This is a genomic window from Pseudofrankia coriaricola, assembly GCF_032027725.1.
Lineage (GTDB): Bacteria > Actinomycetota > Actinomycetes > Frankiales > Frankiaceae > Pseudofrankia.
Genome location: NZ_JASNFO010000014.1, coordinates 1 through 14,125, shown reverse-complemented (window position 1 = coordinate 14,125; position 14,125 = coordinate 1). Strand labels below are relative to the sequence as shown.

At 70.2% G+C, this 14,125-nt stretch carries 11 protein-coding genes and 1 pseudogene; 10 read left to right on the top strand and 2 right to left on the bottom strand.

Features of this window, described 5'->3' with window-relative positions:
- The first annotated feature begins 226 nt into the window (after positions 1-226).
- The gene (locus tag QOZ89_RS09320; protein WP_071053037.1) at positions 227-1,003 is read left to right on the top strand and encodes a peptidoglycan-binding protein; all 777 of its coding nucleotides are present in this window, start codon (positions 227-229) and stop codon (positions 1,001-1,003) included.
- Between the two features lie 83 nt (positions 1,004-1,086).
- Here QOZ89_RS09320 and QOZ89_RS09315 read toward each other — a convergent pair whose 3' ends face one another.
- Positions 1,087-1,521, bottom strand: coding sequence for an SRPBCC family protein (locus QOZ89_RS09315; RefSeq protein ID WP_071053036.1), 435 nt, complete (start codon positions 1,519-1,521; stop codon positions 1,087-1,089).
- 215 nt (positions 1,522-1,736) lie between these two features.
- On the opposite strand from QOZ89_RS09315, the gene QOZ89_RS09310 reads away from it, so the two are divergent.
- The 4 genes and pseudogenes from QOZ89_RS09310 to QOZ89_RS09300 all read left to right on the top strand — a co-directional run bounded on the left by QOZ89_RS09310 (position 1,737) and on the right by QOZ89_RS09300 (position 5,704).
- Positions 1,737-3,446: a DUF4407 domain-containing protein gene (locus QOZ89_RS09310; protein WP_312623553.1), complete on the top strand. Its 1,710-nt coding sequence runs from the start codon at positions 1,737-1,739 to the stop codon at positions 3,444-3,446.
- A 66-nt stretch (positions 3,447-3,512) separates the two neighbouring features.
- Entirely contained in the window at positions 3,513-4,751 is a 1,239-nt protein-coding gene (locus tag QOZ89_RS48225; protein WP_312623552.1) for a phage holin family protein, read from the top strand.
- A pseudogene (locus QOZ89_RS47220) lies at positions 4,727-4,807 on the top strand (DUF3618 domain-containing protein); the annotation flags it as partial. The gene QOZ89_RS48225 and the pseudogene QOZ89_RS47220, both read left to right, overlap by 25 nt.
- Before the next feature lie 345 nt (positions 4,808-5,152).
- Entirely contained in the window at positions 5,153-5,704 is a 552-nt protein-coding gene (locus QOZ89_RS09300) for a hypothetical protein (protein WP_071053035.1), read from the top strand.
- Between the two features lie 123 nt (positions 5,705-5,827).
- Here QOZ89_RS09300 and QOZ89_RS09295 read toward each other — a convergent pair whose 3' ends face one another.
- Positions 5,828-7,054, bottom strand: a complete 1,227-nt coding sequence (locus tag QOZ89_RS09295; RefSeq protein WP_312623551.1) for an ABC transporter ATP-binding protein — start codon at positions 7,052-7,054, stop codon at positions 5,828-5,830.
- 572 nt (positions 7,055-7,626) lie between these two features.
- Here QOZ89_RS09295 and QOZ89_RS09290 point away from each other — a divergent pair.
- From QOZ89_RS09290 to QOZ89_RS09270, 5 genes are all read left to right on the top strand, one after another.
- Complete coding sequence (locus QOZ89_RS09290; protein WP_007513032.1) at positions 7,627-8,928, top strand: extracellular solute-binding protein; 1,302 nt, start codon at positions 7,627-7,629, stop codon at positions 8,926-8,928.
- Positions 8,929-9,372: 444 nt separating this feature from the next.
- On the top strand, positions 9,373-10,584 hold the full coding sequence (locus QOZ89_RS09285; protein WP_083419763.1) for a carbohydrate ABC transporter permease: 1,212 nt from the start codon (positions 9,373-9,375) through the stop codon (positions 10,582-10,584).
- Positions 10,581-11,510 (top strand): carbohydrate ABC transporter permease, encoded by a 930-nt coding sequence (locus QOZ89_RS09280; protein ID WP_116271792.1) that lies wholly within the window; start codon positions 10,581-10,583, stop codon positions 11,508-11,510. Before QOZ89_RS09285 ends, QOZ89_RS09280 begins: the two co-directional genes overlap by 4 nt.
- Complete coding sequence (locus tag QOZ89_RS09275) at positions 11,507-12,949, top strand: GH1 family beta-glucosidase (RefSeq protein ID WP_312623550.1); 1,443 nt, start codon at positions 11,507-11,509, stop codon at positions 12,947-12,949. Before QOZ89_RS09280 ends, QOZ89_RS09275 begins: the two co-directional genes overlap by 4 nt.
- Positions 12,946-14,067 carry a LacI family DNA-binding transcriptional regulator gene (locus QOZ89_RS09270; protein WP_116271791.1) on the top strand — a complete coding sequence of 374 codons (1,122 nt, stop codon included), beginning with the start codon at positions 12,946-12,948 and terminating at the stop codon, positions 14,065-14,067. The genes QOZ89_RS09275 and QOZ89_RS09270 overlap by 4 nt, the downstream gene beginning before the upstream one ends.
- Positions 14,068-14,125: the final 58 nt, after the last annotated feature.

Here is a 14,125-nt window from a genome sequence, read left to right as displayed (position 1 = left end):
GGGTAATTTTTGGTGGTGGGTTTTGTTCCCCCGGGGGGGGGGGGGGGGGGGCCCCCCCCCCCCCCCGGGCCCCGCGCCTGTTTGTCGTGTCGACCAGTCGTCGACCTCTCGCCTCTGTCGCCGGCTGATTCACGCATTTGGGCACGAAGGGCCCGAGCCGCCCCTAACCTTGCCGCGGAGACCCGGCTGCTGGCCGGGCGGTGAGGACGAGGGACTAGGGGCGAGCGTGACGACACCCGAGAAAGTGCGTGTCGGCCGGGGGGGCTGGCCATCGGACGGCCGGGGCGGAACGATCAACGCGGCGGGTGACGGGTTCGGGGCCTACTACGGCATCGGCGCCGGCGAGCAGGCCCCCGAAGGCAGCGCCGCCGATGACATCGCGGCGGTCAGGGCCGGCGTGAAGGCGATTCAGCGGGCGTTGAACTGGCACCAGGCAACCAAGACGCCGATCCCCACCGACGGGAAGTTCACCTCGACGACCCGCAACGCGCTGATCGCATTCCAGCAGCAGAAGCAGCCCACGATCAACCGAGACATGTACATCCCGGCCAGCGAGCGCAGTCCGCTCGGACTGGTCCACAAGGAGACGTCGTACGCCCTGTTCATGCCGATCGCGGACCGCTACGCGCTGAAGTACACCGTTCCTCGCGGACTGCTGCGCGGGATCACGACGATCGAGAGCAACTGGGACCCGGGCGCTATCGGCTACTACACGAACTCCGACTTCGGCCTGTGCCAGTGGAACACCACTCTGCCCGGCATCACCAAAGACAACGCGCTGGACCCGTACTGGGCGCTCGACTCCACTGCACACGCGATGCGTGACCGGATCGACTCGGACCGGTGGGCCAAGAACTGGATCTACGTGATCGCCGCGCACAACGTGCCGACCTGGGCGGCCGACTGGGCCCAGGGCAAGCTGTCGGCAAGCAATCCCGACGACAAGCCCAAGCTCGACCGGATGAACGGCTACGTCACCAACGTCCTCGCTCGCGTCTGGTAGGCCGGGCGAAGGAGCGCCTCGCCGGGCGAAGGAGCGCCTCGCGGGCCAAGGAGCGCCTCGCGCGCCAAGGCCCGTTCCGGGAGTCAGACGCGGGCGGCGAGGTTGTCGAGGACGGCGGTCCACAGTTTGCGGACGCCGATCGGCGCGAAGATCCGCTCGAAGAACCCGCCGACGCCGCCCGCGCCCGTCCAGGTCGTCGTCACCGTGACGCGGCTACCGGCATCCTGGGGAAGCACCCGCCAGACCGTCCGCAGCGTGGAGTTCTGGTCAGCCTCGACCAGCGTCTGCTCGTCCGGCGCCGTCACCTCGGCGGCGACATCACGGATCCGCTTCTTGGTCGCGTGCAGCCGGTACGCGATCCGGGTGCCGGGGCCCTTGCCGCCGGCCAGCACCTGGTAGTCGGTGATGTTCGCCGGCCACAGCTGGGGGCGCGCCTCCACATAGTCGGACACCAGCTCGAGCACGCGACCGGGCGCGGCGTCGAGAGAACGCTCCGCCACGACGTTGATCTGCCCCATCTGTCCCGTCCTCCGTCCAGCCCCGGCGCCGTGCGGCGAGGGAGCATCGATGCCGTTGGCCACGCGGATGCGCACCGTGGCAGACCCCGCTCTTGTCGCAGACGTTAACGAGCCGCTCGGGGCGTCGCCCAGCCGGCGGGCATCCTCGGCCACCGCCGCTACCGCGGCGTCCAATGATGAATGCGGAGAGTGACGGTGACGGCTATGGTGCCGGCATGGACTCCGGCGGCGAGCGGCTGCGCGGCGGTGAGCTCGTCGATGGCGCCTCCGGCTCGCGCGTACCGTCGGGCCACGACGGCGAGGCCGGCCGACATGAGACGGACCGGTACGAAGACGGTCACTATGAAGACGGTCTTTATGCGGCAGACCAGGAAGATGCTCTTTACGGGGCAAATCAGGAAGACGGTCTTTACGAGGCAAGCCGGCAAGAGGCCAATCGTCCGGCGCCGGATTCTTTCGTAACCAAACGTTACGAGCCAGACCGGCGCCGCGAGGCGGACGGCCCGGCGTTCGATTCGGGCCTCGCCGAGCCGACGGCCTCCCGCGCGCCGCGGCGCCCACTAGCGAGCGTCCGGCGGACGGCCGCGAACCTGCTGATCGGTTGCACCGGTGCCGACCACCGGACGGTCACTGAGCGGGACCGGTCCCGATTCACCAGCGCCGGCGCGCTGATGCTGCTGACCGCGGCGCTCGCGGCCTATGCGGGCGCCTCCGTCGCCGCATTCGGCTTTGGCACCTCGACGCTGGCGGCGTTGCCGTATGGGGTGTTCTACGCGGCATTCATCTTCTTCATCGACCGTTCGGTGCTGCTCACAATTCGGCCGCTACGGGTGAAGGGAAAGGGGGACAAGGAGGACATTCGTCCGCGCCGCTGGTTGCCGACCGGGGCGATAAGGGTCTTTATCGCGGTCTGCGGCGCGATCCTGGTCGGCGAGTCGCTGCTGCTGCGGTTCTTCGATTCGTCGATCGAGCCTCGGGTGGCCGAGCTGCGCCAGGAAGAGCTGTCCGGTGTCCTCGCCGCCTGGGACGAGAGTCAGCACACGGCCGAGGCACGGCTCACGGCGGACCTCGCCGACCGGCGCGCACAGCTGACGGCGGCCGAGAACCTGGTCACTTCCAAGACCGGCGAGGTGAACTGCCAGCTCACCGGCGGCGACGGGTGCCTCGGCGGCCGTGGGCCGGTCTATCAGGTGAAGCTCGGCGAACTGCGGGCCGCGGCGGCGCAGGTGCCGAAGCTGCGCACGGAGCGTGACGCCGCCCAGACGCGGCTGGACGCGTTCCGGACGAGCCGTGATCAGCGCCGCGCCCAGTACGCCGACGCCCAGTGGACCCAGATCCGGGGCTCGAACGACCTGCTCATGCGGGAGAAGGGCTTCTGGCGACTGACGGCCGACGACAACTCGGTCAAGGCGTGGCGTGTGCTGCTCAGCCTGTTGATTCTCGGTATCGACCTCGCTCCGCTGTTGTTCAAGCGCAGCCTCGACCGAACGTCGTATGCCCGGGCGGAACGCGCTGCTCTCTGGGGAGGCGAAACCAACGAGTTCGTCGACGCGTACCAGCTGAACCGCAATGCGAGGGCGCGCCGCGGCCGGGCCGGCGACGTGGCCGAGCACATGGCCGCCCGCTACGAGGAGTACGCGCTCGCTCGCGAGGAACTGCGGCTGGCCACGTCGCTGGACGACGACACCGCCGAAGCCTCGCTCCGACGCGAGGAACGGTGGCTCGGGCATGAGCGCCAGGCCGCCGACCTGCGCCGGGCACACCGGCTCCCGGCCACCGTCCCGTCGCCGGCGGCCCCACCGGCGAGCCCGCCCGCGGCCGTGCCGACGGAAACGACTAGTACGGACGACGCCGGCTCGCCCGGGCCGCCAGGGGTCCCCGCGTCACGTCGCAGGCACGATGCGGAAGACGCGGGAGAGGCTTAACTCCTCGCCTGCCGGGCATCGACCACGCGCCCGTCTCCTCGAGCTACTCAGACGCAGGGAGGCAGCATGACGAGGTCGCAACGGTCGAAATCGACTGGGACGGTGCCTCCTGATCTTGAGGAGCACCCGTACAGCGAGGACCTGGGTACGGGGATCAAGGCGGCGGCGAGAACGGACAAGCCCGAGCCGGCCGGGAACTTCGATCCTGCCGGCTCGCCTCGAGGGAACAGCCCGATGGACCTGTCCGGGCGCGCGGCCACGACGCGTCGCCGTCCCACCGAGCGGACAGGGCCGGTGGACGAGCCCTACCCGGCGGACTCGGATCTGGCGGGCTTAGGCCCAGAGCGCCATCGGGGCAGCCCAGGCCGCCTCCAAGCCGACGAACCGTACCCCGCCGAGCCGGCGCGCGGCCGTGCGCCGGGTACTGGTACTAAAGCTGGTAGGGGCGAGTACATCGACGACACCGAGGTCTATCCGGAGGCGACGGACCGGGCGGCCGGATCCAGGCGGAAGGGCCATGACACCTTCCGCGATGACCGCGTCCGTGACGACCAGCGAGCGCGCGACGAGCGCCGGGGCGGGGATTCGTACCGTAAGCCGTTCCCCGACACATATCCGGAAGCGTCTCGCGTGTCAGCGCGGTCCGTCTCCCAGGCGTCCGCGGTGACCGGGACCAGCGCCGGCGGCCCGCCTGCCGGTGAGCCGATCATCAGGCCGGTCGGTGAGATGCCGGAGAGCGTCCGGGCGTCAGCCAGGAGCCCGGAGGGCGCGACGGCCGTTGTGACTCCGGCGCCCGCCAGGGCCGCGACGCCTGCCGCGACCGCGACCGCTACTACGGCCGCAGCGGCGGCTTCCCCACAGACGACGCCGCGCTCGTCGGCGGCCGTACCGATGGCCGAGCGCTCCGCATACGCGCGAGTGGATGGGGCCCGTCCGTCGGCGGGACAGCTTGTCTCCGGGGTCGCGGCCGACATGTCGACGCTCATCCGTAAGGAAGTGGAACTCGCCAAGGTGGAGGTCCGCCAGTCGGCGAGCCGAGCGGGCAAGGGCGCCGGAATGTTCGGCGGCGCTGCCGGAGCGGCGGTCTTCGCGGTGCTGTTCCTGCTGCTGGCCGCGATGTTCGGCCTGTCAGAGGTGATGGCGCTCGGCTGGGCGGCACTGATTGTCGCCGCCATTCTGCTGCTCTCGGCGGCGGTGCTCGGTCTCGTCGCCAAGCGAACGGTCAAGAAGGTGCATCCAGCGCCGACCCAGACCGTTGAGACGCTGAAGGAGGACGTACGGTGGGCGAGCGGCCTGAGGAAATAAGGTCCGAGATCGAAGAGACTCGGGACCGGATCAGCGCCGAGATCGACGAGCTGACCGACCGGTACAGTCCGGGCCGGGTCGCTGGTCGCAAGATCCACGGCGCGCGGGACGCGGCTGCGTCTATCCGGGCGAAAGCAGGCTCCGGTACCGCCGGGATGAGGCAACGGCTGACCTTGCGCGGTAGCGGCCACCTCGGCGAGGGCCACACGGGTAATGGCGAGGCAGGCGCGGCAGGTGCCCGGCTTGCCGACGCGGACAATCGCGGTCAGTGGGAAACCCGAGGGACTCGGCACCCCCGTGAAGAGGGCAAGAAAGCGGGCAAAAACGAGAGCCACGGTCGTTTTCTATGGCACCGCCGGCGCGCTGGCCAGCACGAGCGGATACAGCGCACGGACGGCGCTGTGACGGTGGGGTCACCGGACTACGAGCCGTATCCGGCGGAGGCATTCGCCCACGGTGATCCGGCGGCCACGCCCGAACGCGGTGCGTACGGCTATGCCGGGGCTGGTCAGGGTGCCTATGCCTCTGGGACCGGGGAGCCTCACGCGGCTGGGTCGGCCTACCGGGGCGCGCCCGCCGGCGGATCGCGCGCGGGCCACGAGGTGACCGAGCGCATGACCCCGACGGCGGGACACGCTCCGGACGAGCCGTTCAGGGATCCGGCACTCGAGCGTCGGCCCCGCGAGCATGCCGGTACCGGGTACGCGACCTCGCGCGAGGCCGGCGAGATCGCCAAGCCTGGGCACGGCCGCGAGATCGGCCTGGCCGGCGCGTCCGTCGCGATGGCCGCCGTCGGCGCCCGGCTGGTGCGGCACGCCGGCCGTCGCGAGACAATGCTGCGCGCCGCCGCGGACAGCAACCGTCCCTACGGGCGGCCGGATATTCCAGCCCGCGCCGTCAGTATGGCTTCGCGGAAGGCGACCGAGCCACGGCGGTCACGACGGCCTTCGTAACCAGACCACGACGCCTTCGTAATCAGTAGCCAGGCGGAGTAGCCAGGCAGCGAGGGAGACGGACGGCGGTTCCGCCTGCTCAGGGCAGCAGGCGGAACCGCGGATGTCCGTCTGTCCGTCCGCTCAGGCCGCGGCCCCGGCGGCCGCGGCGGCCGCGGTAGCCAGCGACTGGGTGGCGGTGCGCAGCGTCGTGCCGGTCTCGGCGTCGAACAGGTGCAGGCGCTCGGCCGCGACGTAGAACGGCAGCCGGCCACCGGAGGTGACCGGGGTGTGCGGGTCGAGCGCCGCGGTGAACCGATGCTTCTCCGGGTCGGTGGGCAGCTCGTCGTCGGCCGCGATCAGTGCGTGCGCGGCCTGGGCGGCGGCACCGCTGACCGAGCCCGTGACCATCTCCCCGTGCGCGAGGGTCTCAGTGCCGAGCCGCTCGACGAGGTCGATATCGACCTGGAGACCGAGCGCCGGGCCGTCCGGCGGCTTGATCTCGACATCGTGCGGCCGCACACCGACCAGGATGTCCGGGGTGCTGGAGGCGGCGACCGCGGTGGCGATGCTCGCGGGCAGGACCAGCGTCTGGCCGCCGACCCGCAGCGCGGTCTGGCCGTCCTCGGTCGTCAGGGTGCCGGGGATGAGGTTGGTGGGCGGGCTGCCGATGAACGCCGCGACGAAGACATTGGCCGGGCGGGAGAACAGGTCTTCGGGGGTGCCGAGCTGCTGGAGCCTGCCGTCGTGCAGGACCGCGATGCGGTCGGCCATGGTCATGGCCTCGATCTGGTCATGCGTGACGTAAAGGGTCGTGACCCCGAGCGTGCGCTGGATCCGGGCGATCTGGGCGCGGACCTGGGTGCGCAGCTTCGCGTCGAGGTTCGACAGTGGCTCGTCCATGAGGAAGGCCCGCGGCTCGCGAACGATCGCGCGCCCCATCGCGACCCGCTGTCGCTGGCCGCCGGACAGGGCCTTCGGCCGCCGGTCGAGCAGATCGGTGATGCCCAGAATCTCGGCCGCCCGCTCCACCCGCTCGTTGCGCTCCTTGCGGTGGACACCGGCGAGCCGGAGCCCGAACGCCATGTTGTTGCGCACCGTCATATGCGGATACAGCGCGTAGCTCTGGAAGACCATCGCGAGGTCGCGGTCGGCCGGCGGGACCTTCGTGACGTCCCGTCCGCCTACGAGTACCTGGCCCGAGGTTGGTCGGAGCAGTCCGGCGACGATGCGCAGCGCGGTCGTCTTGCCGCTGCCGGATGGCCCGACGAGGACGAGGAACTCGCCGTCCTCGACGGTCAGGTTGATGTGGTCTAGAACCGGCCGGACGTCGTAGGCCAGCGTGACGTCGCAGAGCTCGATCGTGGACATGGGCTCCCTCTTCCCTTCCACCATGGCGGGTGCGGCGGCCCGCGGCCGTCCCTTGCCGGACCCGGCAGGCCACCGGAGGTGACTGAGGGTCGGCAATACGGGTTGGCCGCCTCGGCTGGACGTACGGGGGAGGGAGTCCCTGGACTTCCAAGGCGGGGCGTCGCGTGATTCAGGGTTGCATGGTGCGCCGGGTCACGTCCAGCCCCGGCGCGCGTCCTGTGGACGGAGGGCGGGAAACCGGCCGGGTGGCGCCGCGGTGGTCGGTGGGGTAGCGCCGCGGTGGCCGGTTGGCTGACCAGGAACTTCATCTCGGATGCGAGCTGGTGAAACGGCCGCGAATGCGGGGTCCGGTCGCCTGAGATCCGCCTGGGTTCCGGCGGCGCCCGGGGCTCGCTGGTCTCGCGGACCGGTTGAATATCACTGAGAGTATCGATCATCTCTCACTACGTGCCTTTGAAACCTCAGAGCAACTGACCCTTGACAGCGACGCAACGGCGCATCACAGTTTCGAAGCCATGAGAGCGCTCACACGCGATCAGTGCAGTGAGCGTGGAAGCCAGAGGGAGGGCTTCATGAGGGCACATCGTGGCCGCTTCGCGGCTGTGGCCGGGGCGGTGGCCCTGGCCACCGCGTTAACGGCGGCAGCGTGTGGTGGGAGTGACGACAAGGGAGGTGGGGGCGGCAACGGCACGACCACGCTCCACATCAACACGTTCGGCGTTTTCGGCTACAAGGAGGCAGGCCTCTACGCGGCCTTCGAGGCCAGTCACCCTGGCGTCAAGATCGTCGAATCGGTCTCGGAGTACAACGACCACCACAACGCCCTGGTCAATCACCTCGCGGCGGGCTCCGGCGCGGCCGACATCGAGGGTGTCGACGAAGGCTTCGTCGCCCAGTTCAAGGCCGAGCCCGAGCTGTTCGCGAACCTGCTCGACCTGGGCGCGACCAGCCGGAAGGCCGACTACCCGGAGGCCAAGTGGAACGCCTTCCTGTCGCCTGACGGCACCAAGCAACTCGGCCTCGGCACCGACGTCGGCGGCCTGGCGATGTGCTACCGCACCGACCTGTTCCAGAAGGCCGGCCTCCCGACCGACCCGGCCGCGGTGAGCGCGCTGTGGCCGACCTGGGACCAGTTCTTCGCGACCGGCACGAAGTTCCGCGACGCCAACACCGGCGCCTCCTTCTTCGACGCCGGCCAGAACCTCTACAACGCGCAGATGTTCCAGCAGAGCACGGCCTACTACAAGCCGGGCACGGAAGACCTCGTGGTCGACACCAACCCGGCCATCAAGACGGCCTGGGACAACGTGATGAAGGCCATCGGTGACGGCGAGTCCGCCAAGCTGGTCCCGTTCGCGGACGACTGGACGACGGCCATGAAGCAGGGCAAGTTCGCCACCCTGACCTGCCCGGCCTGGATGGCCGGCTACATCAAGACCAACGCGCCGGAGACCAAGGGCCTGTGGAACGTCGCCACGGTTCCCGGCGGCAGCGGCAACTGGGGCGGCTCCTGGCTGGTGATCCCAGCGCAGAGCAAGAACCAGAAGCTCGCCTACGAGCTGATGGACTTCCTGACCAAGCCCGAGAACCAGGTGAAGGTCTTCAAGACGGTCGGCAACATGCCGTCCACCATCGGAGCCGTCAACGACCCGACGGTGCAGGGCTTCACCGACCCGTTCTTCAACAACGCGCCGACCGGCAAGATCTTCGGCGAGTCGGCCCTCAAGCTGGTCCCCCAGTACCAGGGCCCGAAGCACGGTGCGATCCGGCAGGCGATCGAGGAACACGGCATCCAGCTCGTCGAGCAGGGCAAGGCCGACCCGGACACCGCCTGGAAGGACGCCCTGGCCGAGGCCCAGCGGGCAGCCCGCTGACCTGGTCAGCCCGCTGACCTGACCTGGACCTGGACCGGGCGCCAGCGAACGCCGGCCCTGATCAACGCCGGCCCTGATCGTTGATCCTCCGGAAGGTCGCGCCGCGCCGTCGCCAGCGGCGTGGCGCGACCCCCCAGACCGGCTGTCCGGGGCCGCGGCCCCGGGATGGGCTCCCGTCCCTCGGGCCCCGGGCAGCCGTTGCCCTCCTGGGCCGCTGTCCAGAGAGCGGGAAAGGTCGCCGCACGTCGGCGAAGTCCCTGCGAAGACCCGTGCGCGGCCCGGGTCTCGTGGGGCGCGGGCCGCGCGAGTATCCAGTCCCCCTGACCCGGGCCGGGCTGGCGCGCACGAGGCTCGCCATCCGGGGTTCCTGCCGGATTGGCGAAACCGCCACCGACCCAGCCCATGACCACCAGCCAGCCCTGCGATCGGGTGGGAGGAGATTCGGTGACCATCACAGCACCTCCGGCGTCCGGGCTGGACGCCCCGCCACCAAGGCCGACGCGCCGGCCGAGGGCGGTCCGGTCCGCGGTCCGGCGGGTGACCGGCGTGACGGCGCCCTACGGTTTCGTCGCGCCGTTCTTCATGATCTTCTTCGTGTTCGGGCTCTTCCCGATGGCCTACACGTTCTGGGTGTCGCTGACCGACCGTGACCTGCTGCGGCCCAACGACGCGAAGATGATCGGGCTGCGCAACTACACCGACCTGCTGCACGACGAGTTCTTCTGGAACGCCGTCAAGAACACGTTCGAGCTGATGCTGCTGTGCACCGTGCCGCAGCTGGCGCTCGCGCTGATCCTGGCGCACATCCTCAATGCTCGGCTGCGCGGCCGGATGTTGTTCCGGATGGGCGTTCTACTGCCCAACATCACGTCGATCGTCGCGGTGACGATTGTGTTCGGCCAGCTCTTCAGCCGCGACTTCGGCCTGTTCAACTGGCTACTTGGCCTGGTCGGCATCGACAACGTCAACTGGCAGGCCGGCGAGTGGTCATCGAAGATCGCCATCGCGATGATGGTGGTCTGGCGGTGGACGGGCTACAACGCGCTGATCTACCTGGCCGCCATGCAGGCCATCCCGAAGGAGCAGTTCGAGGCCGCGGCGATCGACGGAGCCGGCACGTGGCGGCAGCTCTGGCACGTGACGTTACCGGCGCTGCGTCCGACGATCGCCTTCACGGCGCTCGTCTCGCTCATCGGGCAGATCCAGCTGTTCACCGAGCCCCTGCTGTTCGACATCTCGCCGGGAAGCGTCAGCGGCGGCACCGACCGCCAGTTCCAGACACTCGCGCTGTTCCTCTACGAGGAGGGCTTCCGGCTGCGGCACTTCGGCTACGGCTCGGCCGTCGCCTGGCTGATGTTCCTCCTGACGGTGATCCTCGCGGCGTTCGCGTACTTCCTCACCCGCGGCGGCGCCCGGATCCGGGGTTCCTCCTTGATCGGCGGAGCCAGTCGGGGAGGTCCGGGCACCCGTCGCCTCGGGCACCGTGGCCCACGCCGTCCCTCGTCCGGCGGATCCGCCGGACGGGCCACCGGTCAGGCTGCCGCCCGGCCCGCTGGTCAAGCTGCCGGTCGGCCCGCCGAGGCCGCCGCCTCCCCGGCCCCGGCCCCAGCCCCGGCAAGCGCGAATGACGACAGTACGCCGGGAGGGTCCTCATGAGCGTCACGATCGACAAGGCCGGCGACGCTGACACGGCCTCCCCACAGGCCCCGCCCCGCTCCGGCGGCTGGCGCCGGCTGAGGCGGCCCGCGCCCGGGCCCGCCTCCGAGGATGAGCGCCGAGGGCTATGGCGCTACCCGTTCCTCATCGTCGTCGTCCTGCTCTCGGCGTTCCCGGTCTACTGGACCTTCATGATCCCCTCGCGGACGAACGACGTCGTCGGGCAGACGCCGCCGCCGCTCCTCCCCGGCGGCCATTTCTTCGAGAACGCCCGCCGGGTCTTCGACACCGTGGAGTTCGAGAAGGCGCTGATCAACTCGCTGGTCGTCGCCGGCTCGATCACCCTGTGCACGCTGTTCTTCTGCTCGCTAGCCGGGTTCGCGTTCGCCAAGCTGCGGTTCCGCGGCCGGGGCGCGCTGCTCGCCATCGTGATCGCCACGATGATGGTGCCCGTCCAGCTCGGAATCATCCCGCTCTACATCGAGATGCAGAAGTTCGGCTGGGCGAACCACCTCATCGCGGTGATCGCGCCGACGGCGGTGACCGCGTTCGGCGTGGTGTTCATGCGGCAGTACACCGAGCAGGCCATCCCCGACGAGCTGCTCGAGGCGGGCCGCATGGACGGGTGCTCCACGTTCGGCCTCTACTGGCACGTGGTCCTGCCCGGGCTGCGCCCCGCGATGGCGGTGCTCGGCCTGCTGACCTTCATGCAGGCGTGGAACGACTTCATGTGGCCGCTCATCGTCCTGTCGCCGCAGAACCCCACCGTGCAGGTCGCGCTCAGCACGCTGTCCGCCGGCTACTACCGCGACAACACCCTCGTCCTGGCCGGCACGGCGCTCGGCACCCTGCCCGTTCTTTTGATCTTCGCAGTGTTCGGCCGTCAGATCATCAGTGGAATCATGGAAGGCGCGGTCAAGGGATGACTATCAGCACCGCTTCGGCCACCGGCGCGACCGGTCTGCCCGAGACCGACGAGCTGACGGCGCGGATCGCCGGCGGCCTGCCCGGGGACTTCGTCTGGGGCGCGGCCACCTCGTCGTACCAGATCGAGGGCGCGACGGGCGAGGACGGCCGCGGCCCATGCATCTGGGACACGTTCGCGCGCACCCGCGGCAAGACGCGCGACGGGGAGAGCGGTGACCTCGCCGTCGGCCATTACCACCGGTACCGCGAGGACGTGGCGCTGATGGCCGAGCTCGGCCTCGGCGCCTACCGGTTCTCGGTGGCCTGGCCGCGCGTCGTTCCGACCGGATCCGGCCCGGTGAACCCGGCGGGGCTCGCCTTCTACGACCGGCTCGTCGACGAGCTGCTCGGCTCCGGGATCGACCCCTGGCTGACCCTCTACCACTGGGACCTGCCGCAGCCGCTGCAGGACCTGGGCGGCTGGGCCAACAGGGAGACGGCCTACCGGTTCGCCGAGTACGCCGACCATGTCGCGACCGCCCTTGGCGACCGGGTGAAGCACTGGTCGACGCTCAACGAGCCGTGGTGCTCGGCGTTCGAGGGCCACCTCACCGGCCGGCACGCGCCCGGTGTGCAGAGCGCCCATGCGGCCGTCCGCTCCGTGCACCACCTGCTCCTCGCGCACGCGCTCGGCGTCGAGGCGTTGCGAGCCCGCGGCGTGTCCGACATCGGGATCACGCTCAACCTCATCCCGGCAGAGTCTCCCGAGGACTCGCCGGCGGCGCGCGACGCGGTCCGCCTCGTCGACGGCCAGTCGATCCGGCTCTGGCTCGACCCGCTGCTGCGCGGCTCGTACCCGCCGGACGTCGTCGCCGACTTCGCCAAGGCCGGCGCCGAGCTGCCGATCGCGGACGGTGACCTGGCACGGATCGCGGCGCCCATCGACTGGGTTGGGGTCAACTACTACTCCCCGCACATCGTCGTCTCCGGCCCCGACCCGGACCCGACGCCGATGCCCTTCGTCGCGGCCGACAACCTCACGCGGGTCAAGTCCACCGAGGACGTGACCGCGCTGGACTGGCCGATCCGGCCGCGCAGCTTCGCCGCGCTGCTGCGCCGGCTCGCCGCCGACTACCCGGGCACCCCCTGGTACATGCACGAGAACGGCGCAGCCTACCTGGACGAACCCGCTCCTGACGGGAGCGTGCCCGACCCGGGCCGGCTCCGGTACGTCGCGCTGCACCTCGACGCGGTGCGCGAGGTTATCCAGGACGGGGTTGACATGCGGGGATACTTCGTGTGGTCGCTGTTGGACAACTACGAATGGGCTGAGGGGTACAAGATGAGGTTCGGCGTTATCCACGTCGACTTCGACACCCTCGTCCGCACCCCGAAGACCAGCGCGCTCTGGTACTCCCGCCTCATCCGAGAGCACCGCGCCGCGAACGGAACCCTGTGACTGCTGCCGACGCTCAGCCCGGTACCTCCCAGCGGACCCTCCAGCTGGGAGGTACCCCGGGCCTGGCCGATCCGGGCGAGATCCCGGGAGGGACCATGGCGGCGGCGCAGCGTCGCGCACCCACCCTCGAGGAGGTCGCCGAGCTGGCCGGGGTCTCCCGGGCGACCGTCTCTCGGGTGGTGAACGGGTCCTCGCGGGTGTCGGCGGAGGCGCAGGCGGCCGTCAACGAGGCGATCGCCCAACTGGGCTACGTGCCAAATCGAGCCGCCCGCAGCCTGGTAACACGCCGGACGGACACGCTCGTGCTGATCGTGCACGAGCGCCCGGACACGGTCTTCGCCGACCCGTTCTTCGCCAGTGTGCTGCGCGGCGTGAACCAGGCGCTCAGCCCCACCGAGTTCCAGCTCGTCTTACTGCAGGCACAGGGCGAGGCGCAGCGCGACCGAGCGCTGCGCTACGTCGGCAACGGCCACGTCGACGGCGTGCTGCTGATCTCCCTGCACGGTGACGACATCATGCCGAACGCCATCACCGCCGCCGGGGTACCGCTGGTGATGGCGGGCCGCCTGCTCGCCGGCAACCCGGTCGACTACGTCGACGCGGACAACGTCGGCGGCGCCCGCGACGCGGCGCGCTACCTGCTCGGCGCCGGCCGGCGCAGACTCGCGACGATCGCCGGCCCGCCGGACATGAGCGTGGGCATCGACCGGCTGCGCGGCTTCACAGAGGCGGTCCGCCAGGCCGGCGACGAGGTATCCGCGGGGCGGGTCGCGGTCGGTGACTTCACCGAGGAAAGCGGGCAGCGGGCGGCTGCCCGGCTGCTTGCCGACCACCCGGACATCGACGCCCTGTTCGCGGCCTCCGACCTGATGGCCATGGGCGCGCTGCGCACGCTGCGGGAGGCCGGCCGACGTGTCCCCGACGACGTCGCCGTGGTCGGCTTCGACGACGCGGCGTTCGCCGCCTATGCCGACCCGCCGCTCACCACCGTCCGCCAGCCGGTCGAGCTGATGGGCCAGGAGATGGTCCGGCTGTTGCTGGCGCGGATCACGGACCCGTTCACCGAGCCGACCGAGATCATCCTCCCCACCTCGCTGGTCACCCGCGACTCCGCCTGACCGGCGAACATCGAAGTGTGTCAACTCAGCCTGCCAATAGACAGGCTGAGTTGACACA

Excerpts from the sequence above, each read along its gene's own strand:
- QOZ89_RS09280 (WP_116271792.1), top strand. The coding sequence starts at position 10,581 with ATGAGCGTCACGATCGACAAGGCCGGCGACGCTGACACGGCCTCCCCA.
- QOZ89_RS09290 (WP_007513032.1), top strand. The coding sequence starts at position 7,627 with ATGAGGGCACATCGTGGCCGCTTCGCGGCTGTGGCCGGGGCGGTGGCC.
- QOZ89_RS48225 (WP_312623552.1), top strand. The coding sequence starts at position 3,513 with ATGACGAGGTCGCAACGGTCGAAATCGACTGGGACGGTGCCTCCTGAT.
- QOZ89_RS09295 (WP_312623551.1), bottom strand. The coding sequence starts at position 7,054 with ATGTCCACGATCGAGCTCTGCGACGTCACGCTGGCCTACGACGTCCGG.
- QOZ89_RS09275 (WP_312623550.1), top strand. The coding sequence starts at position 11,507 with ATGACTATCAGCACCGCTTCGGCCACCGGCGCGACCGGTCTGCCCGAG.
- QOZ89_RS09310 (WP_312623553.1), top strand. The coding sequence starts at position 1,737 with ATGGACTCCGGCGGCGAGCGGCTGCGCGGCGGTGAGCTCGTCGATGGC.
- QOZ89_RS09315 (WP_071053036.1), bottom strand. The coding sequence starts at position 1,521 with ATGGGGCAGATCAACGTCGTGGCGGAGCGTTCTCTCGACGCCGCGCCC.